The 26,056-nt window shown below is 72.0% G+C and carries 26 protein-coding genes; 14 read left to right on the forward strand and 12 right to left on the reverse strand.

Annotated features, from left to right (window positions below; translation table 11 throughout):
- Nucleotides 1-252: 252 nt before the first annotated feature.
- Both ABZ896_RS32650 and ABZ896_RS32655 read left to right on the forward strand, forming a co-directional pair.
- A complete protein-coding gene (locus ABZ896_RS32650) occupies nt 253-1,452 on the forward strand; it encodes an alpha/beta hydrolase (protein WP_360936966.1) in 1,200 nt (399 codons plus the stop codon).
- 166 nt (nt 1,453-1,618) lie between these two features.
- Nucleotides 1,619-3,025, forward strand: coding sequence for a hypothetical protein (locus ABZ896_RS32655; RefSeq protein WP_360936968.1), 1,407 nt, complete (start codon nt 1,619-1,621; stop codon nt 3,023-3,025).
- Between the two features lie 19 nt (nt 3,026-3,044).
- Here the strand turns inward: ABZ896_RS32655 and ABZ896_RS32660 are convergent, their stop codons facing one another.
- Nucleotides 3,045-3,458 (reverse strand): VOC family protein, encoded by a 414-nt coding sequence (locus tag ABZ896_RS32660; protein ID WP_360936970.1) that lies wholly within the window; start codon nt 3,456-3,458, stop codon nt 3,045-3,047.
- A 108-nt stretch (nt 3,459-3,566) separates the two neighbouring features.
- Entirely contained in the window at nt 3,567-4,457 is an 891-nt protein-coding gene (locus ABZ896_RS32665; RefSeq protein ID WP_360936972.1) for a neutral zinc metallopeptidase, read from the reverse strand.
- 199 nt (nt 4,458-4,656) lie between these two features.
- Between ABZ896_RS32665 and ABZ896_RS32670 the strand changes: the two genes are divergently transcribed.
- From ABZ896_RS32670 to ABZ896_RS32680, 3 genes are all read left to right on the forward strand, one after another.
- Nucleotides 4,657-6,255 (forward strand): ABC-F family ATP-binding cassette domain-containing protein, encoded by a 1,599-nt coding sequence (locus tag ABZ896_RS32670; RefSeq protein ID WP_360936974.1) that lies wholly within the window; start codon nt 4,657-4,659, stop codon nt 6,253-6,255.
- Nucleotides 6,256-6,590: 335 nt separating this feature from the next.
- Nucleotides 6,591-6,812: a helix-turn-helix domain-containing protein gene (locus ABZ896_RS32675; RefSeq protein ID WP_004002281.1), complete on the forward strand. Its 222-nt coding sequence runs from the start codon at nt 6,591-6,593 to the stop codon at nt 6,810-6,812.
- Between the two features lie 117 nt (nt 6,813-6,929).
- Nucleotides 6,930-7,742, forward strand: coding sequence for an enoyl-CoA hydratase/isomerase family protein (locus ABZ896_RS32680; RefSeq protein ID WP_360936977.1), 813 nt, complete (start codon nt 6,930-6,932; stop codon nt 7,740-7,742).
- Nucleotides 7,743-7,755: 13 nt separating this feature from the next.
- Here the strand turns inward: ABZ896_RS32680 and ABZ896_RS32685 are convergent, their stop codons facing one another.
- The gene (locus ABZ896_RS32685) at nt 7,756-8,466 is read right to left on the reverse strand and encodes a nucleopolyhedrovirus P10 family protein (protein WP_360936979.1); all 711 of its coding nucleotides are present in this window, start codon (nt 8,464-8,466) and stop codon (nt 7,756-7,758) included.
- Nucleotides 8,467-8,552: 86 nt separating this feature from the next.
- Between ABZ896_RS32685 and ABZ896_RS32690 the strand changes: the two genes are divergently transcribed.
- The 5 genes from ABZ896_RS32690 to amaP are packed head-to-tail and all read left to right on the forward strand — an operon-like array spanning nt 8,553 to nt 10,854.
- Nucleotides 8,553-9,017: an Asp23/Gls24 family envelope stress response protein gene (locus tag ABZ896_RS32690; protein WP_360936981.1), complete on the forward strand. Its 465-nt coding sequence runs from the start codon at nt 8,553-8,555 to the stop codon at nt 9,015-9,017.
- 20 nt (nt 9,018-9,037) lie between these two features.
- Entirely contained in the window at nt 9,038-9,232 is a 195-nt protein-coding gene (locus tag ABZ896_RS32695; RefSeq protein WP_360936983.1) for a hypothetical protein, read from the forward strand.
- Nucleotides 9,229-9,573: a hypothetical protein gene (locus tag ABZ896_RS32700; protein WP_360936985.1), complete on the forward strand. Its 345-nt coding sequence runs from the start codon at nt 9,229-9,231 to the stop codon at nt 9,571-9,573. Before ABZ896_RS32695 ends, ABZ896_RS32700 begins: the two co-directional genes overlap by 4 nt.
- A complete protein-coding gene (locus ABZ896_RS32705; RefSeq protein ID WP_360936986.1) occupies nt 9,570-10,271 on the forward strand; it encodes a DUF6286 domain-containing protein in 702 nt (233 codons plus the stop codon). The genes ABZ896_RS32700 and ABZ896_RS32705 overlap by 4 nt, the downstream gene beginning before the upstream one ends.
- A 4-nt stretch (nt 10,272-10,275) precedes the next feature.
- Nucleotides 10,276-10,854, forward strand: coding sequence for an alkaline shock response membrane anchor protein AmaP (gene amaP, locus ABZ896_RS32710; RefSeq protein WP_360936988.1), 579 nt, complete (start codon nt 10,276-10,278; stop codon nt 10,852-10,854).
- A gap of 7 nt (nt 10,855-10,861) precedes the next feature.
- Here amaP and ABZ896_RS32715 read toward each other — a convergent pair whose 3' ends face one another.
- From ABZ896_RS32715 to ABZ896_RS32735, 5 genes are read right to left on the reverse strand one after another with little or no spacing between them, the layout of a single operon-like run.
- Entirely contained in the window at nt 10,862-11,617 is a 756-nt protein-coding gene (locus tag ABZ896_RS32715) for an SDR family oxidoreductase (protein WP_360936990.1), read from the reverse strand.
- 5 nt (nt 11,618-11,622) lie between these two features.
- Nucleotides 11,623-13,431 (reverse strand): glycoside hydrolase family 15 protein, encoded by a 1,809-nt coding sequence (locus ABZ896_RS32720; protein WP_360936992.1) that lies wholly within the window; start codon nt 13,429-13,431, stop codon nt 11,623-11,625.
- Nucleotides 13,432-13,464: 33 nt separating this feature from the next.
- Nucleotides 13,465-13,740, reverse strand: coding sequence for a hypothetical protein (locus ABZ896_RS32725; protein WP_360936994.1), 276 nt, complete (start codon nt 13,738-13,740; stop codon nt 13,465-13,467).
- Nucleotides 13,737-14,285, reverse strand: coding sequence for a SigE family RNA polymerase sigma factor (locus ABZ896_RS32730; protein WP_360936996.1), 549 nt, complete (start codon nt 14,283-14,285; stop codon nt 13,737-13,739). Before ABZ896_RS32730 ends, ABZ896_RS32725 begins: the two co-directional genes overlap by 4 nt.
- Nucleotides 14,282-15,814 carry a sodium:solute symporter gene (locus ABZ896_RS32735; RefSeq protein WP_360936998.1) on the reverse strand — a complete coding sequence of 511 codons (1,533 nt, stop codon included), beginning with the start codon at nt 15,812-15,814 and terminating at the stop codon, nt 14,282-14,284. Before ABZ896_RS32735 ends, ABZ896_RS32730 begins: the two co-directional genes overlap by 4 nt.
- Nucleotides 15,815-16,018: 204 nt before the next feature.
- Here ABZ896_RS32735 and ABZ896_RS32740 point away from each other — a divergent pair, with 204 nt between their 5' ends.
- Both ABZ896_RS32740 and ABZ896_RS32745 read left to right on the forward strand, forming a co-directional pair.
- Nucleotides 16,019-18,139 (forward strand): carbon starvation CstA family protein, encoded by a 2,121-nt coding sequence (locus ABZ896_RS32740; RefSeq protein WP_360937000.1) that lies wholly within the window; start codon nt 16,019-16,021, stop codon nt 18,137-18,139.
- Entirely contained in the window at nt 18,136-18,318 is a 183-nt protein-coding gene (locus ABZ896_RS32745; RefSeq protein ID WP_360937002.1) for a YbdD/YjiX family protein, read from the forward strand. Before ABZ896_RS32740 ends, ABZ896_RS32745 begins: the two co-directional genes overlap by 4 nt.
- A gap of 49 nt (nt 18,319-18,367) precedes the next feature.
- Here the strand turns inward: ABZ896_RS32745 and ABZ896_RS32750 are convergent, their stop codons facing one another.
- From ABZ896_RS32750 to ABZ896_RS32760, 3 genes are all read right to left on the reverse strand, one after another.
- Nucleotides 18,368-19,165: an SURF1 family protein gene (locus tag ABZ896_RS32750; RefSeq protein ID WP_360937004.1), complete on the reverse strand. Its 798-nt coding sequence runs from the start codon at nt 19,163-19,165 to the stop codon at nt 18,368-18,370.
- Nucleotides 19,166-19,213: 48 nt separating this feature from the next.
- On the reverse strand, nt 19,214-19,447 hold the full coding sequence (locus ABZ896_RS32755; protein WP_079083468.1) for a hypothetical protein: 234 nt from the start codon (nt 19,445-19,447) through the stop codon (nt 19,214-19,216).
- A gap of 113 nt (nt 19,448-19,560) precedes the next feature.
- The gene (locus ABZ896_RS32760; RefSeq protein ID WP_360937007.1) at nt 19,561-20,559 is read right to left on the reverse strand and encodes a DEDDh family exonuclease; all 999 of its coding nucleotides are present in this window, start codon (nt 20,557-20,559) and stop codon (nt 19,561-19,563) included.
- A 115-nt stretch (nt 20,560-20,674) separates the two neighbouring features.
- Between ABZ896_RS32760 and ABZ896_RS32765 the strand changes: the two genes are divergently transcribed.
- Nucleotides 20,675-21,403: a VIT family protein gene (locus ABZ896_RS32765; protein ID WP_360937009.1), complete on the forward strand. Its 729-nt coding sequence runs from the start codon at nt 20,675-20,677 to the stop codon at nt 21,401-21,403.
- On the opposite strand, the gene ABZ896_RS32770 is transcribed toward ABZ896_RS32765, so the two are convergent.
- Nucleotides 21,396-24,470 carry an NACHT domain-containing protein gene (locus ABZ896_RS32770; RefSeq protein WP_360937011.1) on the reverse strand — a complete coding sequence of 1,025 codons (3,075 nt, stop codon included), beginning with the start codon at nt 24,468-24,470 and terminating at the stop codon, nt 21,396-21,398. The genes ABZ896_RS32765 and ABZ896_RS32770 overlap by 8 nt on opposite strands.
- Before the next feature lie 150 nt (nt 24,471-24,620).
- Here ABZ896_RS32770 and ABZ896_RS32775 point away from each other — a divergent pair, with 150 nt between their 5' ends.
- Nucleotides 24,621-25,511, forward strand: coding sequence for a sterol desaturase family protein (locus ABZ896_RS32775; RefSeq protein ID WP_360937012.1), 891 nt, complete (start codon nt 24,621-24,623; stop codon nt 25,509-25,511).
- The last annotated feature ends 545 nt before the right edge of the window (nt 25,512-26,056 follow it).

Genomic DNA, 26,056 nt, shown 5'->3' on the forward strand with positions numbered 1-26,056 from the left:
GACAAAGACAGCCCCGGTGATCCCGGTCTCGACCTCGATCCCGACAGCGATCCCGGCCGTGGCCTCGATCCCGACCGCGAGCGCCGCAGCGACAGCGACCTTGACCGTGACCTCGATCCCGACACCGCCCGCCCCGACCCGCGGCCCGCCGCACCCCCGCCCTCCACTCCCCCCCCCGCGCCCCAGCGCTCACCCTCACTCCACCCCGGCCTCCCACTGGCCGACAACCCCGTCCCCCAGGACACTGAATCCGTGCGCACTGTCACCGCGACGGCCGCTGCCGTCACCGCAGCCCTGGCGGCCGGCGCGGCCGGGATCGTTGCCGGAAGGCTTGCCAGCGACGCCGGGCTCAAGGCGCCGCCCGGCCGGGCGCTGCCCGGCGAACCCCGGCTCACCGTGCACGCCACGGCCGCCGGCCGCATCGCGCTCACCCGGGACCTCGCCGCCCTGCGCCCCGGCACCTACGGCCTGGTCGGCGAGACCTCGCACGCGGTCGTCGGCGCGGTCCTGCCCTCCGAACCCCACACCGCCGACACCGTCGTCCGCCGCCTGGAGCGCGTCTCGTACGGCACCCTGAAACCCGGCGACAAGGTCCACCTCACCCCGAGCCTCCACAGCGGCGACCCGAAGTCCGCCCTCGGTCTCGACTACGCCGACACCGAGGTGCTCGGCGAACTCGGCACCCTGCCCGCCTGGTTCGTGCCCGGCGCCCGCGACACCTGGATCATCCTGGTCCACGGCCTCGGCGCGACCCGCGAACACCCCCTGAACCTCATGGGGTTCCTGCACCGCCACCGCTTCCCCGTCCTCGCCCTCTCCTACCGCGGCGACCTCGGCGCCCCGCGCCCCCCGGACGGCCTGAACCACTTCGGCGAGACCGAGTGGCGGGACCTGGACGCGGCGATCCGCCACGCCCTGGACAACGGCGCCCGCCGCGTCGCCCTGTTCGGCTGGTCCACCGGCGCCACCATGGCCCTGCGTGCCGCCGTCCACTCCGAACTCCGCGACCGCGTGGCCGGTCTGATCCTCGACTCCCCGGTCCTCAGCTGGGAACGCACCCTGCGCGCCCTCGCCGCCGCCCGCAACACCCCCTCCGTCCTGCTCCCGCTCGCCGTCCGCGCCGCCCAGGGCCGCACCGGCCTGCCCAGCGACCGCTCGGGCCTCTACGCCGACCGCTTCGATCGCCTCGACCGCTCAGGCGCCCCCGCACCGGCCCCGGTCCTCACCGCCGCCGGCGACACCGTCCCCCACCCGCCCCCGCCGCCGACCCTGATCCTGCACGGCCCGGACGACACGCTCGCCCCCTGGGACCTCTCCCGCCGCCTCGCCGCGACCCACCCGAGCCGCATCGCCCTGCACACCGTCCGGCGGGCCCCGCACGCCGCGATGTGGAACGCCGACCCGCAGGCCTACGAGGAAGCCCTGCGCCGCTTCCTGACCCCGCTGATGTGACCCGCCCCCTCCTCCCCGCACCCGGTGCCAGAGGTTCCGTTTAACCCCGTACCACTGGCCTGATCTCGGTGTATCCCCCTCCGCAGGGCCCCGGCGTTGGCCATCCCCGTCGCCCGCCGTGACATTCCGTTTGGGTTTTCGGACCGTCAACCGGAAGACTGCACCCGTGACGTCCCGTATTCCGCGCGACTCCAGGCTTCGACTCGTCCGTCCGCGACCCCTGGCCGCCGCCCCCTCAGCTGTGAACCAGCGGCGCCCACGCCGCGCCGCGCCCCGCCCGCCGGAGGGCACACCGGCCCCCGCGGAACTGGCCAGAATGGCGCGCTCGGGTCTCGCCGACGCGGCCCGCATCGCCCACTGGGCCGACGCGGCACTCGGCCCCGGCGGCGACGGCGCGACCGATGACGGCAAGGCCACCCTCTCCGAGGCCACCGCCCGACGGGCCGCCGACCACCTCGGCCTGACCGCCGCTCAGGTCCGGGCCGACTGGGACACCGCCCGGCTCGCCGGCCTCGTCGAGGTGCACGGCGACAGCGCCCGCCCCGGCTGGCGGCTGCGCGCCTGGGACCGCGACGACAGCGCCGTACTGCGCGGCTGGGTCGCCCTCTTCGACGCCTGGTCGCTCGCCCACCCGGAGCCCGAGGGCCGCGAGGCCGCCGCCGTAGCCGAGGTCGTCTCGGCCATGCCTCAGGTGCTCTCCTTCCTCCAGCTCTCCGCCGGGCCCGTCCCGGTCGAGCAGCTCCTGGACCTCCTGGAGCAGCGCGTCACCGAACTGCGCACCGAGCGCTGCGAGATCCCCTACGGCCCCCAGCCGGAGCCCACCGAGGAACCCGAGGCGGCGGACCCTCAGGACGCCCCCCTCGCCCCCCTTCTCGACTGGGCCCTGCACGCCCTCGCCTCCGTCGGCGCCCTCACCTACGGCGACGGCCAGGCCACCCTCACCCCGCTCGGCAGCTGGGCGGTCTGGGTCAAGCTGGAGCAGATCTGCGTCGCCGCGCAGAGCCCCGCCGGGAACATCGAGGTCGCCGCCGACGAGATGCTGCGCGGCTGCGCCCAGCTGCGCCCCAACGCGGCCCGCGCCGAGTACCGCGCCTGGCTCGCCGCCCGCCCCGTCGGCAGCGCCGTCACCGAGCTGATCGCCGCCGCCCGCGGCGATGACGCCCTGCTGCGCGGCCTCGCCTTCGAGGCGCTGCGAGTGGTCGGCGCCCCCGCCGAGCCGGACGTCCGCTCGGTGGCCGACGAGCCCACCCTGCGGCCGTACGCCCTGCTGTGGCTGGCCGAGCACGACGGGATCGATCCGGAGGACGCCCACGAGGTCCTCACCCGGGAAGAGGCCACCTGGCTGTGGGTCGACACCGCGGCCGCCGTCGCCGACCACGGCGAGGCGCCGATGCTGGTGCGGCATCTGGAGTCCGCGCTCCAGCCGACCGTGCCCCAGCTCCTCGACGAGGTGCGGGCCGTCGGGCACCCCCGGACCGTGCAGGTCCTGGTCGCGCTCGCCGCCGCGCACCCCGACCCGGCGCTCGCCAAGGCGGTGCGCCGCGCCGCCTTCCAGGTGCACACCGGAGGGTGAGTCAGGCGGGTGTCTCCGGTCAGGCGGGTATCTCCGGGGCGTACGTGCCGAAGCTCCACACATGGCCCTCGGCGTCCCGGGCCATGTAGTCCCGCGAGCCGTACTCCTGGTCCGTCGGGGGCATCAGGATCTCCGCGCCGTGCTCCACGGCGCGCCGGTGGTGTGCGTCGACGTCGTCCACGACGACGTACACCCCGGTCGGGCCCGCGTCCTTCATCAGCTTGTCGTAGGCGCTGCCGGTGCCCTTCGAGCCGAGCATCACCGCGCCGTTGCCCTGCACCAGCTCGGCGTGGGCCACCAGGCCGTCCTCGCTCTCGTACACCGCGAGCTCGGTGAACCCGAAGGCTTCCGTGAGCTGCTTGATCGCCGCCTTCGCGTCGGCGTACTGCAAGGTCGGGTAGATGCTCGGACGCCCCTCGCGTGTGCCTGCCATGCCGATCACTCCCTTGTGACCACAAGTCCGGAAAAACCGTCTGCCGACAGTCTGGCAGCCACCACTGACAACGGCCCCGAAACCGTCCTTGACCAGGCGGAACACCGATCAGCGGAACGTGTCGCACTGCCTCATGTCACCAGCCCGATACCCCTGCTGGAACCACTGCCGGCGCTGCGCCGCCGACCCGTGCGTCCACGACTCCGGTGTCACCCGGCCCTGGTACCGCGCCTGGATCCGGTCGTCGCCCACGGCCGCCGCCGCGTCCAGGCCCTCGTCGATGTCGGCGGCGGTGAGGCTGGTGATCAGCGGCCGCCCGGTCGACTCGTCGTTCGTCGTGGTCGCGTGGTGCGCCCACACCCCGGCGTAGCAGTCCGCCTGGAGCTCCACCTTCACGGCGTTGCTGTCGGCGCCCGTGCGCCCGTCCTGCGAGCGGCTCAGCGTGCCCATCAGGTCCTGTACGTGGTGCCCGTACTCGTGGGCCACCACGTACGCCTGCGCGAACGGCCCGCCGCTCGCGCCGAACTTAGAGCGCAGGTCGTCGAAGAAGCCGAGATCGAGGTAGACCTTCCGGTCGCCGGGGCAGTAGAACGGCCCGACCGCCGAGGTCGCCGAGCCGCACGCGGTGCCGACCCGCTCGCTGAAGAAGACCGTCGGCGACCGCGTATAGGAACCGCCGCGCCGCGCGAACTCCTGGTCCCAGTAGTCCTGCACGCTGTTGACGACGGCCACCGTCCGGCAGTCGTCGCGGGTGTTCGCGTCCTGCCCGGTCCGGCAGCTCTGCTGCACCTGTGCGAGCCCGGAGGCCGTGGCCACCGGCCCGCCGCCGCTGTCGGTGAGGCCGAGCTGGTCCGGCCCGACGCCCAGGAGGAGACCGAGAACCAGGGCGATCAGTCCGGCGATGCCGCCGCCGACGGTCGCCTTCCCACCGGGGATCCGGCTGCCGCGCACGTCCTGCACCTCGGAGGTGTCGAGCCTCGCGTCGTCGTCGAACTGCATGCGGCCATCGTCGCCCGGCACACCGGCCCCGGCGCCGGACGCTGGCCCGAACGAGGGAGACCAACCGAACACCCGAACCAAGGAAAAGCGCTTGCCCGCCCCCGTTAGACTTGGCCCATGGCCATTCTCCTCGCGCATTAGACGGCGGGAACGTCCTCAGCCGCCCACCTGCCACCCCACATCGCCCAGGAGTCTGTCCGTGATCTCCGCCTCCGGTATCGAGTTGCGCGCCGGTGCACGCGTCCTCATCGAGTCCGCCACCTTCCGTGTCGCCAAGGGCGACCGCATCGGCCTGGTCGGCCGCAACGGCGCGGGGAAGACGACCCTCACCAAGTGCCTCGCGGGCGAGGGCATGCCCGCCGCCGGCCAGATCACCCGCTCCGGCGAGGTCGGCTACCTCCCGCAGGACCCCCGCACCGGCGACCTCGACGTGCTCGCCCGCGACCGCATCCTCTCCGCGCGCGGCCTCGACGTCCTGCTGAAGAAGATGCGCGACAACGAACAGCGCATCGCCAACGGCTCGGGCGCCACCCGGGAGAAGGCCCTCAGGCAGTACGAGCGCCAGGAGACGGAGTTCCTCACCAAGGGCGGGTACGCCGCCGAGGCCGAGGCCGCCACCATCGCCGCCGCGCTGAACCTCCCGGACCGGGTGCTCGGCCAGCCGCTGCACACCCTCTCCGGCGGTCAGCGCCGCCGTATCGAACTGGCCCGGATCCTGTTCTCGGACGCGGACACCCTGCTCCTCGACGAGCCCACGAACCACCTCGACGCCGACTCGATCGTCTGGCTGCGGGACTACCTGAAGTCCTACCGCGGCGGCTTCATCGTGATCTCCCACGACGCCGACCTGGTCGAGACGGTCGTCAACAAGGTGTTCTACCTTGACGCCAACCGCGCCCAGATCGACGTCTACAACATGGGCTGGAAGCTCTACCAGCAGCAGCGCGAGGCCGACGAGAAGCGCCGCAAGCGCGAGCGGCAGAACGCCGAGAAGAAGGCGGCCGCCCTGCACTCGCAGGCCGACAAGATGCGCGCCAAGGCCACCAAGACGGTCGCCGCGCAGAACATGGCCAAGCGCGCCGACAAGCTCCTCTCCGGCCTGGAAGCCGTACGGCAGCAGGACAAGGTCGCCAAGCTGCGCTTCCCCGAGCCCGCGCCCTGCGGCAAGACCCCGCTGATGGCCGAGGGTCTGTCGAAGTCGTACGGCTCCCTTGAGATCTTCACCGACGTCGACCTGGCCATCGACAAGGGCTCGCGCGTGGTCATCCTCGGTCTCAACGGCGCGGGCAAGACGACCCTGCTGCGCCTGCTGGCCGGGACCGAGCAGCCGGACACCGGCGCGGTCGTCCCCGGTCACGGCCTCAAGCTCGGCTACTACGCCCAGGAGCACGAGACCCTGGACCCGGAGCGCACGGTCCTAGAGAACATGCGCTCGGCGGCGCCCGACCTCGACCTCGTCGAGGTGCGCAAGACGCTCGGTTCCTTCCTGTTCTCCGGCGACGACGTCGACAAGCCGGCCGGGGTCCTCTCCGGCGGTGAGAAGACGCGTCTCGCCCTCGCGACCCTGGTCGTCTCCTCGGCGAACGTCCTGCTCCTCGACGAGCCCACCAACAACCTCGACCTGGCCAGCCGCGCGGAGATCCTCGGCGCGCTGAGCACCTACAAGGGCGCGGTGATCCTGGTGACCCACGACGAGGGCGCGGTCGAGGCGCTCCAGCCGGAGCGGATCATCCTGCTGCCGGACGGCATCGAGGACCTGTGGGGCGCCGACTACGCGGATCTGGTCTCGTTGGCTTGATCGAAAGAGTGATCCACGGCGTATGGATCATTCGGCCCACCGGTGATCCATCATCTGTGTGAGATCTCCTCGTACCGAGGTGTGTCCTACATCCATTTCACGGCCGAGTCCTTCATCGACAAGGGCTCGGCCGTAGTGCGTCTCTGACCTGGCACTTCGCGAAAGAACCCGTTCGGCCCAACGAACGGAGCCGGGTGGAATTACAGATTCCACTTGTGGGGACCGGCTCCTGTCGTCAAAACCATGTCTCATGGACCTTGCCGAATGGGTGGCCATGAACGCTCGGAGGGGTGATCATGAGAGGACCAGAGCGCACTTCCCATGAGGAGGCACGGGTGGCCGAGACTCTGAAGAAGGGCAGCCGGGTGACCGGCGCCGCGCGCGACAAGCTCGCGGCAGACCTGAAGAAGAAGTACGACTCCGGTGCGAGCATTCGGGCGCTGGCCGAGGAAACCGGCCGCTCGTATGGCTTCGTGCACCGGATGCTCAGCGAATCGGGCGTCACGCTTCGCGGGCGTGGCGGAGCGACGCGGGGCAAGAAGGCCGCATCGTCCTGAACCCGGGCGGCCCATCGGCTTCGATGGTGGCCACCCGGTCGGTCGGCTGACCGGCCGGGTGGTTACTGTGCAGTCACTTAGCTTTGCTCTGCTGACCGCACGCATCGGAGGCGCCCCATGGCCACGCCCACTCAGGACGGCCAGGAACTCGTTCCCCTGCTCGACAAGGACGGCGTACGGCTCACCGTCGAGGACACCCTCGCCACGGTGACGCTGGTCAACCCGGCCAAGCTCAACGCCCAGAGCCCCGCTCTGTGGCGTGCGCTCGCCGAGGCCGGCCGGCTGCTGCCGGGCTCCGTCCGGGTCGTCGTGCTGCGCGGTGAGGGCAAGTCCTTCTCCGCGGGCCTCGACCGGCAGATGTTCACGCCCGAGGGGATCGAGGGCGAGCCGTCGTTCATCGACCTCGCCCGCAGCGCGGACGCCGAACTCGACGCCGCCATCGCGGAGTTCCAGGAGGGCTTCACGTGGTGGCGCCGCAACGACCTGGTGTCCATCGCCGCGGTCCAGGGCCACGCCATTGGTGCGGGTTTCCAGCTGGCCCTCGCCTGTGACCTGCGCGTCGTCGCCGACGACGTGCGCTTCGCCATGCGCGAGACCAGCCTCGGCCTGGTCCCCGACCTCACCGGCACCCACCCCTTGGTGAGTCTCGTCGGTTACGCCCGTGCGCTGGAGATCTGCGCGACCGGGCGCTTCGTCACGGCCGAGGAGGCGGTGGCCACGGGCCTCGCCAACATCGCCGTCCCCCTGGACCAGCTCGACAACGCCGTACGCGACCTCGCGGGTGCCCTCCTGTCGGCCCCCCGGGACGCGCTCGTGGAGACCAAGGCCCTCCTGCGCGGGGCCTCGGACCGCACCTACGACGAGCAGCGCGCCGCCGAGCGGGCGTCCCAGGCGCGCCGGCTGCGGGATCTGGCGGGCGTGGGGGAGTAACGGACCGGGGCGCCTAGGCGACACCCGTCACCAGCACCGCCACGGTCGGGTGATCCGCCAGCGCCCCACCCACCGCCGTACGGACCTCCCGGGCCACGTCCAGGGCCCGGTGGTCCGTGTCCACGGCCAGTTCCACCCGTACGTGCCGACGCGGCAGCGCGCCCTCGCTCTCCCGCTCCTCGATGTGCACCGGGCGCCCGAGCACCGAGGTCAGACAGGCGGCGCCCGGCACCGCGAGCACGGCGGCGGCCGCCCGGCCCTCGTCACCGTCCCCGGGTGCCGCCACGGCTCGCGGCGCCCGGGACTGTCGTACCGGAGCAGGCTCGACGCCGTCGTCCAGCAGGGCCGTCACCCGCAGATCCACCTCTACGACCGTCAGCCCCAGCTGCTCCGAAGCCGCGGCCAGCGCGGCCCGCAGCCATGCGGCCTGCACCGGCAGCGGCTCCACCGGCGTGGCCTCGAACTCCGCCGAGATCCGCAGCGGGCCGGGTGGCAGCGCGCTGGGCGGTGGCGGTACGGCGGACTCCCGCACCTCCTCCGGATCGGCGAGCCCGATCCGCAGCGCGCCCAGGCGGACACCGTCAGTGCCGCTCACCGCGCCCCGCAGCACCTCCCCGGCCGTCTCCTCGGAGATCCACGCGCCGTCCCGCGCGCCGCCGAGCGGCAGCAGCCTGCCGAGGCCGAGTTGATGCCGTACCGAACGCGTCCATGGGTCCGCCGTCATTGCTCCAGCCTGCCGCATCTCCGGCGCGCGATCGCGTCACCGCACTTACCGTGGACCATGACGACGACCGAAAGGGACGTACGGCGATGACCGACATGACGCAGGGCCCCGAGGTGGAGACGGCCGCGCAGCCCCGCAAGGCCACGAAACGCGGTGGCGGGGACCCGGCGACACGCGGACGGACCACCATCGCCGACGGCGTCGTGGAGAAGATCGCCGGGCTCGCCGCCCGGGACGTCCTCGGCGTGCACGCCATGGGCAGCGGCCTCAGCCGCACCTTCGGCGCCGTCCGCGACCGGGTGCCCGGCGGCTCCAAGTCCGTGACGCGCGGCGTCAAGGCCGAGGTCGGCGAGGTGCAGACCGCGCTCGACCTGGAGATCGTCGTCGACTACGGCGTCTCGATCGCGGACGTGGCCCGGGCCGTCCGGGAGAACGTCATCGCGGCCGTGGAGCGGATGACCGGCCTGGAGGTCGTCGAGGTCAACATCGCGGTGAGCGACGTGAAGCTGCCCGAGGAAGAGGACGAGGAGCCGGAGCCCCGGATCCAGTAGCCGCGCGAGGGGAACGCACCATGAACATGGCCGTGATCGGCATGATCGCCGGCATGGCGCTGGGCTTCGCCGGGTATTTCGGCGGGTTCGGAGCCTTCCTGCTGGTGGCGGCGCTGGGCGCCATCGGCTTCGTCGTGGGCCGGTTCCTGGAGGGGGACCTGGAACTCGGCGACTTCTTCCGCACCCGTGACGACCGACGCGACCGGCGGCGATGACGTCCGCCGTCCTGCCCGGCGAGCGCGGCGCGACCCGCATCGCCGACCGGGTCGTCGCCAAGATCGCCTCCCAGGCGGCCCGTGAGGCGCTCGGCACCCTGCCCGAGGAGGCCGAACCCCCCTACGCCACCGTCGTCGTGCACCACGACCTCGCCCGGATCCACCTGCACCTCGAACTCGACTATCCCTGCGACATCGGCGCGCGCTGCCGTGCGGTGCGTCAGCGGGTGGTCGAGCGGGTAGGCGCGTTGGTGGACATGGAGGTGTCGGAGGTCGCCGTCCAGGTGGAACGGCTGCATCCGGCACAGGCGCACGGCGCGGCACAGGGGAGGACGCGATGAGCGAGCCCCAGGGCTCCGAGGGTTCGGGCGGCTTCGAGGGCACCACACAGCGACTGCCGGTCATCGAGAAGGCGGTCGAACCGGACCGCACGGACACGGACCAGTCCGCGTCGGCGGCCGCGTACGGCGCACCACCCGCCCTCGGCGGCGAGAGCCGCGAGAGCCGCTTCTGGTCGGCGCGCCGCGTCCCCGCGGGCATCGTCGCCCTGCTCCTGCTCGTCGTCGCGGGTGCCTTCCTGTACGACGTGGCGGCCGTCCGCGCCAACCGGCCCGCCCTGTCCTGGCGCCGCGACCTGGCCCGGCAGCTCGCCGAACGGCCCCTCGACGACACGTGGGTGCTGGTCGGTGCCGCAGCCGCCGTGGTCCTCGGCCTGTGGCTGCTGATCCTGGCCGCCACCCCCGGACTCCGTGCCGTCCTCCCGATGGCGCGCGCCCACCCCGACGTCCGCGCCGGTCTCCACCGGGACGCCGCCGCGACCGTGCTGCGCGACCGGGCCATGGAGGTCGCCGGCGTCCAGTCCGTCCGGGTGCGGATGCGCCGGGCGAGGGCCGACGTCCGCGCGGTCTCCCACTTCCGCGAACTGGACGACGTACGCGCCGACTTGGACATCGCCCTCGCCGAGGCGATCAGGGGGCTGGGCCTGGCCCGGCCGCCCGCGCTCGCGGTGCACGTGGCCCGGACCGCCCGGAAGGGATGACCCGATGCTCAGGACCGTCAACCGTGTACTGATCGGCCTCGTGGGCCTGGTGCTGCTGGTGCTGGGCGGCGCGGTCCTCGCCGTCGGCCTGGGCGCCAACCCGCCGTCCTGGTGGATCCACGACGGCAGGCACGACGTCCTGCTCAGCGACTCCGAGCGCACCCGCTGGCAGGGCGAGGGCTGGTGGTGGCCGGCGGTCATCGCCGCGCTGGCCGTCCTGGTGCTGCTCGCCCTGTGGTGGCTGACGGCGGTCCTGCGCAGGCACCGCCTCACCGAGGTCCGCGTCGACACGGGCGACGGCGAGGGCGCGCTGCTGCGGGGCCGGGCCCTGGAAGGCGTACTGGAGGGTGAGGCGGGCCGGTTGGACGGAGTGCAACGCGCCCACGTCCACCTGACCGGCCGCCCCGGCGCCCCCGAAACCCGCGTACGCCTCAACCTCGAACCCCACGTGGACCCCGGAACGACCCTGGCCCACCTGTCGACAGAGGCGCTGACCCACGCCCGCAATTCGGCGGGCTTGGACGCGTTGCCGACAGAGGTGAGGCTTACCGGCGTCAAGCACAAGGCGGAAAGGGTTAGTTGAGGGCTTTTCAGAAGCCGTGCCGCATGCCCCCGTCGACAGGCAACATAACTCCCGTCAAATAAGAAGCCGCCGGCGACAGCAAAAACGCCGCCACCCGCCCGAATTCCTCCGGCATTCCATACCGCCGCAACGGAATCCGCGACTCGTTCGCCGCCCGGGTGGCCTCCGGATCCGCCGACAACCCGTCCAGCTCGCGCACGCGATCCGTGTCGATGCGCGACGGCAGCAACCCCACCACCCGAATTCCGCGCGGCCCCAGTTCATCCGAAAGCGACTTCGCGAACCCGGCGAGCCCCGGCCGCAGTCCGTTCGAAATCGTCAGCCCGGGAATCGGCTCGTGCACGGATCCGGACAGCACGAACCCGATCACGCCCCCTTCCTCCAGCTCCGCCGCCGCCGCGCGAGCGACCCGCACCGCGCCGAGGAAGACGGACTCGAACGCGGCCTGCCACTGCTCGTCCGTGTTGTCGGCGACGAACCCGGGCGCGGGCCCGCCCACACTGACCAGCACCCCGTCGAAGCCCCCGAAGTGCTCCCGGGCCGCCGCGATCAGCCGCTCCGCGGCCGACGGGTCGGCGTTGTCGACGGCCAACCCGACCGCGTTCGGCCCGAGTTCGGCCGCCGCGTCGAGCACCCGCTTCTCGTCCCGCCCGGTCACCACGACCTTCGCCCCGTCGGCGACCAGCTCCCGCGCCGCCGCGTTGCCCAGCCCCCGGGTCGCCCCGGTGACGACGTACACACGGTCCTTCAGTCCAAGATCCATGGTCTCTATCCTGCCTCTTCGCCGGAATCCCCGAACCCGGAGTCCCCGAACAGCGTGAGCGCGGTGTTCACCAGCCCGATGTGGCTGAACGCCTGCGGGAAGTTGCCGAGCTGGACGCGCGCCACCGGGTCGTACTCCTCCGCCAGCAGCCCCACGTCGTTCGCCAGCCCCAGCAGCCGTTCGAACAGCTCCCGCGCCTCCTTGGTCCGGCCCGTCATGTGCAGTGCGTCCGCCAGCCAGAACGAGCAGACCAGGAACGTGCCCTCGCCGCCCGGCAGTCCGTCGACCGTCGTCTCCTCGGCGCTGTACCGCCGTACGAAACCGCCGTGGTCCAGCTCCGCGCGGACCGCGTCGATGGTGCCGATCACCCGGGGGTCGTCGGGCGGGAGGAAGCCGACGCGGGGGATGAGGAGGAGGGCCGCGTCGAGTTCGCGGGAGCCGTAGGACTGGGTGAAGGTGTTGCGCTCGGGGTCGTAGCCCTTCTCGCACACCTCGCGGTGCACCTCGTCGCGCAGCGCGCGCCAGCCGTCCAGGTCGCCGCTCAGGTCCGGGTACGCCTCCAGGGCGCGCACCGCGCGGTCGGCGGCCACCCACACCATCACCTTGGAGTGCACGAACTGCCGCCGCCCGCCCCGCACTTCCCAGAGCCCTTCGTCCGGCTGCCGCCACGAGGACGTGAGGAACTCCAGCAGGACGTTCTGGAGGGACCACATGTGCGGTTTGGCGGGCAGGCCCGCCCGCCGGGCCAGCGAGAGGGAGTCCATGACCTCGCCGTAGACGTCCAGTTGGAGCTGTTTCACGGCCTCGTTGCCGATCCGCACCGGCCGGGAGCCGGCGAATCCGGACAGCCAGGGCAGCTCCAGTTCGGGCAGCCGCCGCTCGCCCGCCACGCCGTACATGATCTGGAGGTCCGCCGGGTCGCCGGCGATCGCGCGCAGCAGCCAGTTCCGCCAGTCCTCGGCCTCCTCCAGATAGCCGCACTGCACCAGGGCGCCCAGGGTGAGGGTCGAGTCGCGCAGCCAGCAGTAGCGGTAGTCCCAGTTGCGCACCCCGCCCGGCTCCTCGGGCAGCGAGGTGGTGGCCGCGGCCACGATGCCGCCGGTCGGCCGGTAGGTGAGGGCCTTCAGGGTGATCAGGGAACGGACCACCGCGTCCCGGTACGGACCGTCGTAGCCGCAACGCGCCGACCATGCCTGCCAGTCGGCGACGCTGCTCTCCAGCGCCTCGTAGGGATCGATGAGCGGCGGGCGCGGTTCGTGCGAGGGGTGCCAGGTCAGCACGAACGCGACCTTCTCGCCCTCCTCGACGGTGAACTCCGCGTGCGTGCCGAAGTGTTCGCCCCAGGTGTGCACCGGGGGCTCGCTGCGCAGCCACGCCGAGTCGGGGCCCGCGACGGCCACCCGCTGCCCGTCGGACCTGCGCACCCACGGCACGATCGAGCCGTAGTCGAAGCGCAGCCGGAGCGTGCTGCGCACGGTGACCCGGCCGCGCAGGCCCTCCACGACGCGGACGAGGTCGGGGGCGCGGTGCCGCTGTGGCATCAGGTCGGTCACCCGGACCGCGCCCTCGTCGGTCTCCCAGTCGGTGTCCAGGACCAGGGTGCCGGGGCGGTAGGCGCGGCGGGTACAGGATCCCTCGACCGCGGCGGGCGCGATCCGCCAGTGGCCGTTCTCCTCGTCGCCCAGCAGCCGCGCGAAGCACGCCCCCGAGTCGAAGCGGGGCAGGCACAGCCAGTCCACGGAGCCGTCCCGGCCCACCAGGGCGGCCGTCTGTTCGTCGCCGATGAGGGCGTAGTCCTCGATACGGGGGTGCACGGAGTGCGGATTCCCGGCCGGTCGAGGGGGCAATCAGGGGGTGGGCCGGGGGAGTGAGACACCCGCTCCGTTGCCCGAGAAGATCACCCCCGGGTGAGCCGGCGCCTGGTTCAGCACCCACAGCCCGATCAGCGTCGCCAGCGCGAACACGATCGTGACGAGAACGACCAGGACGAGCCGCCGCCGGCGCTCGCGCCGCCGCCACTCCCCGCGCGCCGTGCGATACGCGTCGGGGGCCGCCCGCACCCCGCTCGCCAGCGCGGCGAGGGCCTCCTGGAGTTCCCGCTCGGTGCGGTCGGTGTCGGTCATCGCCGGGCCTCCATCGCCTGGGTCAGGGCGGCGAGGCCGCGGGACGTGTGGGTCTTCACGGAGCCGCAGGAGATCCCCATCGCCGAGGCGATCTCGCTCTCCTTCAGTCCGAGCCAGTGCCGCAGCACCAGCGCCTCGCGCTGCCGAGCCGGCAGCTGCTGGAGCGAGTCGACGAGGACCCGCTGGTCGTCGTGGAGCAGCGCGGTGCTCTCGGCGGAGGCGACCAGCTCGGTGGGCGGTGCCTCGACGTGCCTGCGGGCCACCTGGAGGTGCCGTATCCGCATCCGGGTCAGATTGCAGACCGTGGAGCGCAGATAGGCCTCCGCCGCCTCGGTGTCCCTCAGGCGCCGCCACTTCCGGTAGATCTGGTAGAAGCCCTCGGCGACCACGTTCTCCGGGTCGTCCGCGCCGAGCAGCACGGCGAGCCGCAGCATCGACGCGTAGTGCAGCTCGAAGAGCCGGGCCACGCCTGCCTCGCGCTCGGCCTCGGCGGGGTCGGCCGCCGCCGGGGAGAGCGGAACACGTATCGGGGTGCTGTGTCTCACGGGTTGTTCGCTCCCGTCTCCGGGCGCCGCCGGACGGCCAGGCGCGGCGGCAGGTCGGTCAGATCGGCGCCGCGCGGGACGCCGAGACGTTCGAGGGCCCAGGTCCCGGCCAGGGCGACGGTCAGGTTCAGCACCAGGGCCAGGAGCCCGGCGTAGATCTGGACGGGCCCGGTGACCACCGACGAGAAGCCCTCCCGTACGACGAGCCAGGTGCCGGACACCATCCCCGCGGCCCATCCGGCGAGCAGCGCCCGCGGATGCAGCCGCCCGGTGAACAGGCCCACGGCTACGGCCGGGAAGATCTGCAGGATCCAGACCCCGCCGAGGAGCTGGAGGTTGACGGCGTCCTGGTCGCGCAGTCCGAACACGAACGCCACCGCGCCCGCCTTCGCCGTCAGCGACACCGCCTTGGCGATCCGTACCTGCCGCTTGGGCGTGGCCGTCGGCTGGACGTACTCGACGTAGACGTTGCGGACGAAGCTCGTCGCGGCCGCGATCGACATGACCGCCGCCGGGACCAGCGCCCCCACGGTGATCGCGCCGAACACCAGTCCGGCCAGCGGCGCCGGCATCAGCCCGTCCACCAGCATCGGTACGGCCGCCTCGGCGCCGCCCCGCGGTGCCCGGACGCCGGTCGCGAGCGCCGCGATCCCCAGGAACCCGAAGAGCGCGAGCAGCCCCGTCCAGGCGGGCAGGGCCACCGCCGTCCTGCGCAGGGTGCGGGGGCCGTCGGCGGCGAAACCGGCGGTCAGGACGTGCGGGTACATGAGCAGGGCGAGGGCGGAGCCGAGGGCGAGGGTGGCGTACGCGGGCTGCTGCTCGGGGGTGAGGATCAGGGCGGGTTCGCCGAGCCGGGCGGCGGCGCCGTCGAAGACCCGGCCCGGTCCGCCGAGCCGCTCCAGGACCAGCCAGGTGACGGCGGTCAGCGAGACGAAGACGGCCACCGCCTTGAGCGCGGAGATCACGGCGGGCGCCCGCAGCCCGTGCCGGTAGGTGGCCACCGCGAGCCCCGCGAACAGCGCCACCATCACCAGGTCACCGGCCGCGCCCCGCGGATACACGCCCCCGGCGGTCAGTACCGCCCGGATCCCGAGCAGTTGGAGCGCGAGATACGGCATCGTCGCGAGGATCCCGGTGAGCGCGACCACCAGGGCCAGCGGCGGGGAGCCGTAGCGCCCGCGCACGAAGTCGGCGGCGGTCACGTAGCCGTGCCGGCGGGCCACCTCCCACAGGCGGCTGAGCAGCACGAACGCCAGCGGGGCGACGACCACCGTGTACGGCACCGCGAAGAAGGCGGCCGCGCCGTTGCCGTACGCGAGTCCCGGTACGGCGGTGAAGGTGTACGCGGTGAAGATCGTGCCGCCGAGCAGCAGCCAGGTCCACACCGGGCCGAGGCTGCGGTCGGCCAGTGCCCAGCCCTCCAGGGACGGCAGCCGGTCGCTCGGACGCAGGCGACGCGCGGTCACGGCGAGCAGCGACGCTCCGCCGATCACGGCGAGAAACGTCGCGGTCATGGCTGTGCCGGCCATGGATCACCGTCCTTGGTGTGCCTGTTCCCTCACGCGTCAGTTGCGCGGGCGGCCGGTTCGGATGACAGGAACCGACGGGAAATCTCCCTTGATTTCGGCTGTCAACCGTCTGCCGGGGGCGGGCAACTCTTGCACGGATCGACGGCGACCGGGAGAGGCGGTCGCCGGGAGATTCCCCTGTCACACCCCTTCCGAGGAGCCGCCATGCCTGCCACGACCCTGCCCGAAGCCGACCGTTCGACGCCCGAAACATCACGAATGTCACCACGGTCCATCCTGCTGTGGGCCGTCGTCTCGCTGCTCGGCGCGGTCGCCTGGGGCGTCCTCGCGCTGGCCCGCGGGGAGAAGATCTCCGCGGTCTGGCTGATCGTCGCCGCGCTCGGCTCGTACGCCATCGCCTACCGCTTCTACTCCCGCTTCCTCGTCCGCCGCGTCCTGAAGCCGGACGACCGGCGGGCCACTCCGGCGGAGCGCCTGGAGGACGGCGTCGACTTCCATCCCACCGACCGTCGCGTGCTGCTCGGCCACCACTTCGCGGCGATCGCGGGCGCGGGACCGCTCGTGGGGCCGGTGCTGGCGGCGCAGATGGGCTATCTGCCGGGCACGCTGTGGATCGTCGCGGGCGTGATCTTCGCGGGTGCGGTGCAGGACCTGGTCGTGCTGTTCCTCTCCATGCGGCGGGACGGCAAGTCGCTCGGGCAGATGGCCCGGGACGAGATCGGCCGTGCGGGCGGGGTGGCCGCTTTGGTCGCCGTCCTTGCCATCATGATCATCCTGCTGGGCGTGCTGGCGCTGGTCGTGGTGAACGCGCTGGCCCACTCCCCGTGGGGCACCTTCTCCGTCGCGATGACCGTCCCGATCGCCCTGTTCATGGGCTTCTGGCTGCACCGCATCCGCCCGGGCCGGGTCGTCGAGACCAGCCTCATCGGGGTCGCGCTGCTGCTGCTCGCGATCGTCGGCGGCAGCTGGGTCCAGAACTCCTCGCTGGCCCCGGCCTTCACCCTCAGCCCCACCACCCTGGTCTTCTGCCTCGTCGGCTACGGCTTCGTCGCCTCCGTCCTGCCGGTCTGGATGCTGCTGGCCCCGCGCGACTACCTCTCCACCTTCATGAAGATCGGCACCATCGCGCTGCTCGCGGTGGGCGTGGTGGTCGCCGCGCCGGTGCTGCGCGCGGACGCGGTGAGCGGCTTCGCCTCGTCGGGTGCGGGACCCGTGTTCGCCGGGTCCCTGTTCCCCTTCCTCTTCATCACCATCGCCTGTGGCGCGCTGTCCGGTTTCCACGCGCTGGTCGCCTCCGGTACGACGCCCAAACTCATCCAGAAGGAGTCGCAGGTCCGTCTCATCGGCTACGGCGCGATGCTGATGGAGTCGTTCGTCGCGATCATGGCGCTGATCGCGGCCGCGACCCTGGAGCCGGGCCTCTACTACGCGATGAACGCACCGGCCGGACTGCTCGGCACCACGGCTGAGTCGGCGTCCCACGCGGTCGCGGGCCTGGGCTTCACCATCACGCCCGACCAGCTCACCCAGGCCGCGAAGGCGGTCGAGGAACAGACGCTCATCGCCCGCTCCGGCGGCGCGCCGACCCTCGCGGTCGGCATGTCGGAGATCTTCTCCGGGGTCTTCGGCGGTACGGCCATGAAGGCGTTCTGGTACCACTTCGCGATCATGTTCGAGGCGCTGTTCATCCTGACCACCGTGGACGCGGGCACGCGCGTGGGCCGCTTCATGCTCCAGGACATGCTCGGCAACGTCTGGAAGCCGATGGGCCGGGTCAACTGGAAGCCGGGCATCTGGCTGTGCAGCGGGCTCGTCGTGGCCGCGTGGGGCTACTTCCTCTACACCGGCGCGACCGACCCGCTCGGCGGGATCAACCAGCTCTTCCCACTGTTCGGCATCGCGAACCAGCTCCTGGCCGCGATCGCGCTGACCGTCTGCACGACGGTGCTGGTGAAGTCCGGGCGGCTGCGCTGGGCCTGGGTCACCGGGGTCCCGCTGGCCTGGGTGGTCGCCGTCACCTTCACCGCGGGCTGGCAGAAGATCTTCTCCGACGACCCGCGCGTCGGCTTCTTCGCCCAGCGCGCGAAGTACGCCGACGGCATCGACGCCGGGCAGGTCGTCGCGCCCGCCAAGACGCTCGACGACATGCACACGGTGGTGACGAACTCGACGGTGGACGGGGTGCTGATCGCCGTCTTCCTGCTGCTCGTCGCGGTCGTGATCGGGAACGCGGTGGTGGTGTGCGTACGGGCGGTTCGGGCGCCGGGGGGTTTGCCGACGACGGAGGCGCCGTACGTGGAGTCGCGGATCGAGGTGCGCGCGTGAGTGTCCTCGCGCGATGGGGCCGGGCCGTTCGGTGGTATCTGCGGGAGCTGACAGGGGAGACGGAGTACGACCGGTACTGCGAGCGGCACCATCCGCTGGGGCCGGTACCGAGCCAGCGCGATTACGAGGTGATACGGGCCCGGCACCGGGAGGAGCGTCCGCAGGGGCGGTGCTGCTGACCGTAGGGTGAGCGGGGTCCTGATGGCCGGGCGGGCGTCGGCCGTGGTGTCAGACCGCCGCCGGTTCCGCCTCCGTGGCCGTCTCCTCGGCCGCCTTCTCCCGGCGGTCGCGGAGTTCGCGGCGGACCAGGATCACCCAGCCGACCGGGACGCCGATGGCGAAGAGCCACCACTGGTAGGCGTAGGCGTAGTTCAGGGCGGCGTCCTCCTTGCCGGGGTTGCCGCCGATCAGCTCGGGGGAGTCGCCCTTGGGGTCGGGGGCGGTCTGCGCGATGTAGCCGCCCAGCACGGTCTTGCCGAGCCGCGCGGCCTCCTGCTCGCTGTTGATCAGCATGACCTGCCGGTCAGGCAGCCCCTTGAGGTTCTTGATGCCGCTCGCCGCGGTCGTCTCGTCGGGCATGAGCCGCCCGGTGACGGTGATCTCGCCGCCCGGCGGCGCGGGGATCTTCGGGAACGCGGTCTGGCTGGGCCCGTCCGCCGGGATCCAGCCCCGGTTGACCAGCAGGACCTTGCCGTCGTCGAGGACGAAGGGGGTCAGGACGTGGTAGCCGACCTCGTCGTCGGAGTTGGTGCGGCGCCGGACGACGACCTCGTCGTCGGTGTCGAAGTGCCCCTTCGCGGTCACCTTGCGGTACCGGTCGTGCGTGGTGACCGTGTGCCCCGGCGAGGTCATCTCCTCGACCGGCACCGGCTTGGCGGACAGCGCGTCGCTCACCAGCTGGTTGCGCGCGCTGCGCTCCTCGTAGCGGTGCATCTGCCAGATACCCAGCCTGATCATCGTGGGGATGAGAAGGAGGGCGACCAGCGTGAGGATCACCCACTGCCGGGACAACAGGAAGCGGTACACCCCACGACCGTACCTCTCGGGTCGTGGGGTGCCTTGGGCAGGGGTCGGTCAGACGCGGTCCACGATGCCGACCTTCCCCTCCGCGCGGGCGCAGTGCGCACCGCAGAACCAGTGGCCCTCGACCTCCACGCCCTGCCCGATGATCTGCACCCGGCAGTGCTCGCAGATCGGGGCCATCCGGTGGATCGCGCAGGAGAAGCAGTCGAAGACGTGCACCGCGCCCTGGGCGTGGACCTCGAAGGTCATCCCGTAATTATTTCCGCAAACTTCGCAAGTCGCCATGCGCCACAGGGTGAGCCGTCGGCGCCGTCCGGGCGAGCGGGCGCGGGGCGAGTCGTACGGCAATCACCCGTCCGTACGGTCACGGGGACGCGGCGGTCCGACGCCCGCGAAGGTCACTGGGGCGAGGCCGGCTCGACATCCCCGAGCAGCTGCCCGAACGCCGCCTCGTCGACGACCGGCGTGCCGAACTGCCGGGCCTTGACCACCTTGGACGTGCCCGAGTCCGGGTCGTTGGTGACGAGCAGGCTGGTCAGCCGGGAGATGCTGGTGGCGACATGCAGCCCGGCCTCGACCGCCCGGTCCTCCAGGAGGTCCCGCTCGATCGAGGTGTCCCCGGAGAACGCGATCCGCATGCCCTGCTTGAGCCGCCCACCCTCTTCGTACCGCCCCGGGTTGGGGTAGGGGCAGGCGGGCCGCTTGCGTGCGGGCCGCCAACTGGTCGGCCGATAACTGCCGTAGCCACCGCCGTACGACGGCTGCTGCCGGGGCACGGCGGCCCGGTCCGTCCACTCGGTCAGCGGCCGGCACTCGTGCAGGGGCAGCCGTACGCCCCGTGCCGCCGCCGTGCGCAGGCTCGGCCGGAACGCCTCGGCGAGCACGCGTGCGTCGTCGAGCGCGTGGTGCGCCCGCTGCTGCACGACGCCGAAGTGGGCCGCCAGCGACTCCAGTTTGTGGTTGGGCAGCGGCAGCCCCAGCTCCTTGGAGAGCACGATGGTGCACAGCCGCTGCCGCACCGGCGCCTCGCGCCCCGCGCGCGCGTACTCCCGGGCGATCATCTGCCAGTCGAAGACCGCGTTGTGCGCGACGAGCACACGGTCCGCGAGCCGGGCCGAGAACTCCTCGGCGATGTCCTGGAAGAGGGGGGCGCCCTCCAGTACGTCGCTCGTCAGACCGTGGATCCACACCGGGCCCGGATCACGCTCCGGGTTGACCAGCGTGTACCAGTGGTCCTCGACCTCGCCGCGGGCGTCCAGGCGGTAGACGGCCGCGGAGATTATCCGGTCGTCGCGGGCCAGGCCGGTGGTCTCCACGTCGACGACCGCGTACCCCTGGGGGTACGCGGTCGGCCACTCGGTGGCGGGGGACGCTGCGGTCGTGTGGTCTTCGAGCATGGTCCCTGAGGATACGGGCCACGACTGACAGTCCCTCACGGGGAGCGTCGGTAGGGGGCGTCGGTGCCGGGCGTGGGTACCGGACCGAGGGCGCCCCCGGTGCGATCCTCCCGGTGTGAGCGAAGAGGGCACGAGCGGACCGGCGCACCACGAGGCGCACGCGGGCGGGTTGAGCACCCGCCTCAACTGGCTGCGGGCGGCGGTCCTGGGCGCGAACGACGGCATCGTCTCCACGGCGGGACTGGTGGTGGGCGTGGCAGGAGCGACAAGCGACCGCTCGACACTTCTGACGGCGGGTCTGGCGGGCCTCCTGGCGGGTTCGATGTCGATGGCGGCCGGCGAGTACGTCTCCGTCTCGACCCAACGGGACTCCGAGAAGGCCGCGCTGGCGGTGGAGAAACGGGAGCTGCGCGAACAGCCGGAGGCGGAACTGGAGGAACTGACGGAACTGCTGGAGGACCGCGGCCTGTCCCGCGAGGTCGCCCGCGAGGCGGCCGAGCAACTGACGGCCCGCGACGCCCTCCGCGCCCACGCGCGCGTGGAACTCGGCATCGACCCCGACGCCCTCACCAACCCCTGGCACGCGGCTTGGGCAAGCTTCTTCGCGTTCACCGCGGGCGCACTCCTCCCCCTCCTGGCCATCGTCCTGCCTCCGACGGGGTGGCGGGTACCGGTGACGGTGGTGTCGGTACTGGCCGCCCTGGTCCTGACGGGTTGGACCAGCGCGCGGCTGGGCGCGGCGGCTGCGGGGAGGGCGGTCCTGCGGAACGTGGTCGGTGGGGCGTTGGCGATGGGGGTCACGTACGTGGTGGGGGCGTTGTTGGGGGCGGCGGGGGTCAGTTGACGATGAGGCGGTCCTCGGGGAAGAGGCCGGCGCCGGTGACCTGGTCGCAGTCGTAGAGGCGTATGCAGAGGTGGGTCAGCGGGGCGAGGGGCGTCAGGTCGAGCGGGCCGCAGCGGGAGAACTCGACCAGTGTCAGGCCGGGCAGTTCGGTGAGAGCGCCAAGGTTGTCCAGCCGCTGCGCGTTGGCGAGGTAGAGGGTGTTCAGGCCCTGGTGGGACAGCAGATCGCCCAGGTCGAGGTGGGGTACGTCCAGGACCTGGAGTGACTTCAGAGGGGAGAACGTCCCGGCCCTCAGGAGGGCGCGCCATTGCCGCTGTTGTTTGACGGTGAGCCATTCGAGAGAGGTCAGGGCCTCGAGCCCGGTCAGTTCGGTGACGTACGCCTCCTGGAAGAAACCGAGCCCGGTGAGCCGAGGGGCGAAGGGCAGTTCCTCCAGGCTCCTCTCCTTCGCCACATGGCCGAAGACCAGATGCCGGAGGTCCGGCAGATCGGCCAGCGGTGCCAGTGAGAGGCCGGGGGCGAGCTCGTACAGATACAAGTGGGTCAGCGGGAGCCCGGAGAGCGTGCCGAGGTCGGAGACGGCGGGACACCGGTTCAGGGACAGTTCGCGCAGTTTCGGCAGACCTCGCAGACCGGAGAGGTCGCTGACCGTGTCGTTGTCGAACAGTCCCAGAAACTCCAGGGACGCGTGTGCGAGGACACGCGCGGGAAGCCCGTGGTCGCCCTGCACACTGAGTCGGGTGAGGCCGGGGAGACGGGGCAGAAGCGCCAGTTTCTCGGGGCTGTCCATGGTGAGAATCTGCTCGGTCATGAATGAGCCTTCGAGGACCGACTCGAAGTACTCCATGGCGTCGAAGGACGGCCAGGCGAAGTTGAGTTCCGCGTGCACGGACATCCGCTCGTCCGCGCGGAACCGTTTGATGTACTCCAGCGCCGAGTCACCCCCGATCACCCGAGCCGTCCGCACGGCCACCGGCGCCTCCCGGTCCGTCAGCCCCGCCGGGCCGGGCAGCAGCTCCAGCACCAACTCCCCTGCCCTGGCCAGGGGTTCGATCTCCTTGAAGGACCGCGGTGGCAGCAACTCCGCCGTCCGCTCCTCCACCTCCCTGCGCACCCCCGGATCCAACTCCGGCGCATGCTCCAGACTCGCCGCCGCCAGCAGCACCAACCGCTCCCGATACCGCCGCACCTTGTCCGCCCGCCGCAGCAACTGCCGTAGCACCCGCGTACGTTCCGCCACGCGCGCGTGCCCCACGGCCATCCGCACCACGTCGTCCCACTGGTCGTCGTGGGCGTTGCGCACCAGCACCCCGAAGTCCCGCGCCTCGACGGCGGCCTTCGCTCCCAGGTAGTCCTGGAAGGTGCGGTGCACGAAGTCCACGTAACCCGGCACAGGCTCCCTGAGCAGCCCGCTTCGGATCAGCAGATGCTCGAAGACCTGCTCGACGTCTCCCTGTTCCCGCACCTGCGGCATCGCGGCCAGCCACTCGTCCAGCATGGCGACGACCTCGTCCCGGGCCGCCTCCACCTGCCCGTTGCGGATCATCCAGTAGGCCAGCCGCTGCAACAACGCCGTCTGCTCGTCCCGCGAGAGGACGACCCCCTCGACCGAGGTGATCTCCCGCTCCGTGTCCCGCCGCACGAGCAGCATGTCGAGCGCCGCGTCGTACAACTCTTTGCGCGCACGCGGCAGTTGCATGCGCCGGTCCCGGTTCAACGCACACAGCAGCGCGCACATCAGTGGGTTCGTGGCCAGCCGCCCCAGATCGCGACGCGTGGTCAGCGCCTCGCTCAGACCGGCCTCGTAGCGGTCCAGCACCGCCCGTTCGGCCTCCGGGAGACACTCCTGGCGGGCGGCGTCGTGCCAGTGCCGGACGAACGCCCTGATGTCGTCGCGTTCCATCGGCTGCAGTGTGTGCGCCGTGAACCCCTGCGTGGACAGCCAGTCCTCCGGGACGGCGGAGGGGCGGGTCGTGACCACGTACCGCGCCTGCGGGAACGCCGTGAGCAGCGATCTCAGCCATTTCTCGGTCCGCTCGCGCAGCCGTACCGGCACCTCGTCGACACCGTCCACCAGGACCAACGCCCGCCCGCTCGCGAGGAGTTCCTCCGCCCAGCCGTCCGGTCCGCGCAGTGGTACCCCCGAGGCCGACAGGAAGTCCTCGGGCATCGGCAGCTGATCCGGTGTCCGGAAGGACCGCAGACGCAGCACGAACGGCACGCAGCGGTTCCAGTCCGCCAACTGCGCACCGAAGCTGCGCCGGGCCGCGTTGAGCGCCAGCCATTGGAGGAGTGTCGACTTGCCCGACCCGGCCGGGCCGCGCAGCAACAGCCGGTGCCCGGCCGTCGCGAGCGCCTGCTCGACCTTCACCGGCGACGGCGCCTCGTGGGGCATGCCCTCCAACTGTGGTTCGTGGCGCCGCTCCCCGCTCACCGCGAGACTCAGATAGGCGGTGTCCAGCGACCACTCGGCACGGCGCCGCCCGCCCAGGGTCACCCCGAACAGCTCCAGCCGGGAGTGGGTCTCCGCGACGAACTCGGCGTACCGCCCCTCGAAGACCGGCACGACCGGATCCTCGGCGGTCGCCCGGCTCCGGAGCAACTCGCCCGTCCGCCGCGTGTGTTCCACCGCCGCCCGGGCGGGGAACGACGGAAGCGCGGTGAGCTGCTCGACGAGGTGTCCGCAGCACAGCCCAAGCAGTTCCTCGTACAGTCCCTGGGCGTGCTCGGCCAAGTCGCCCGTCGGCCTTCGAAGTTCGCCCGCCAGTCGCACCGGATCCAGGTCCGCCGCGAACAGCCGGTCGGCGTCGAGCGGACCCGCCGCCGCGAACGTGTCCCGCACCGCCGCCACCGCGGCGAGCCGTTCGTGCTCCGCGAGCGATGCGTACGCCTCCGCGATCCGATCGCCCAGCACCCGCGCCAGCCGCTCGGGCCCCGCCGGCTTCGGCAGCGGCCGTACCGGGTCCCGCACCAACCCCGCGCCCGGCCGCGGCGCCAGCGCCGACTTGGCGACCGTCTGGACCACCGTCGACGCCAGCCGCATCAATACGACTTCGAGCCCCTGCATCCCCCGACCTCCCCTGTACCCCCCTCGCATCGTAGAACCGCCCACTGACATCTCTTGGCGGAGATCGCCAAGAAGCAAGCGCGTACCCCCGGCAATACTTGTGGGTAACAACGACTAGCCCCGGTCGACCTGCGGTTCTACGGTGCCTCCATGCCGAACCTGCCCGATGTCGTGCTGTGGTCGATACCCGCCTTCCTGCTGCTCACCCTGGTCGAGGTGATCAGCGTCCGGATCCATCCCGACGATGCCGCGGCCGGATACGAGACGAAGGACGCCGTGACGAGCGTCGGCATGGGGCTCGGGAGCCTCGTCTTCGACTTCCTCTGGAAGATCCCGATCGTCGTGATCTACACGGCGGTCTACGAACTCACCCCGCTGCGCGTGCCCGTCCTGTGGTGGACCGTCCCGCTGATGCTGCTCGCGCAGGACTTCTTCTACTACTGGTCCCACCGCGGCCACCACGTCGTCCGCATCCTGTGGGCCTGTCACGTCGTCCACCACTCCAGCCGGAAGTTCAACCTCACGACCGCGCTGCGCCAGCCCTGGACGACGCTGACCGTCTGGCCGTTCTACGTCCCTCTCGTCGCCGTGGGTGTGCACCCGGCCGCGCTCGCCTTCTGCTCCTCCGTGAACCTCGTCTACCAGTTCTGGATCCACACGGAGCGCATCGACCGGATGCCCCGCTGGTTCGAGTTCACCTTCAACACCCCGTCCCACCACCGCGTCCACCACGCCTCCCAGGGCGGCTACCTGGACCGCAACTTCGGCGGGATCCTCATTGTCTGGGACCGTCTCTTCGGCTCGTTCGTGCCGGAGACCGAACGGCCGGTCTATGGGTTGACGAAGAACATCAACACGTTCAACCCGATCAAGGTGGCCACCCATGAGTACGTGGCGATCGTCAAGGACATCAAGACGGCCCGGAGCTGGCGCGAGCGGGCGGGCCGGGTGTTCGGAGGGCCGGGATGGCAGCCGGCGCCTTCGGCAGAGCCGACGCCGACGAAGGGACCCGCCTCGGCGGAAGAATCGGCAGCCGCGTGAGAGCCCATCCCGAGCGACGCCCCGGAAAACGCGCCGACTCCGCGAGCCCTGGCCCCGCATGCACCCGCCCGACCCCGTCAGCCACAGGCCCCGCGCATCCCCATCCCGACTCCGCCGAGCCGGGCCCCGTACAGCTCCCTCCCGACCCCGCCGACCCGGGCCCCGTACAGCTCCATCCCGACTCCGCCGACCCGGGCCCGGCACAGCCCCATTCCGACCCCGCCGACCCGGATCCTGCACTCCCTGGTCCGGAACTCGCGGGCCAGAGTCCCGAGCGCATCCCTCCCGACCCCGCGGGCCCGCGCCCCGCTCCCGACCGCCGAACCCCCACACGTGCCCGCCCCGAAGCGGAGGAGCCGTTGGAGCCGCGAGCGACTCGGTCTGCCCGCCCGGCCCCGAGCGCCCGCCCGGCCCCGCCTGCCCGCCCGGCCCCGAGCGCCCGCCCGGCCTCGTCTGCCCGCCCCGCCCCGAGCGCCCGCCCGGATCCGTCCGCCCACCCGGCCCCGAGCGCCCGCCCCGCCCCGAGCCCCCGGCCCCGCGCCCTC

This window comes from Streptomyces sp. NPDC047072 (assembly GCF_040643855.1).
Taxonomy (GTDB): Bacteria; Actinomycetota; Actinomycetes; order Streptomycetales; family Streptomycetaceae; genus Streptomyces.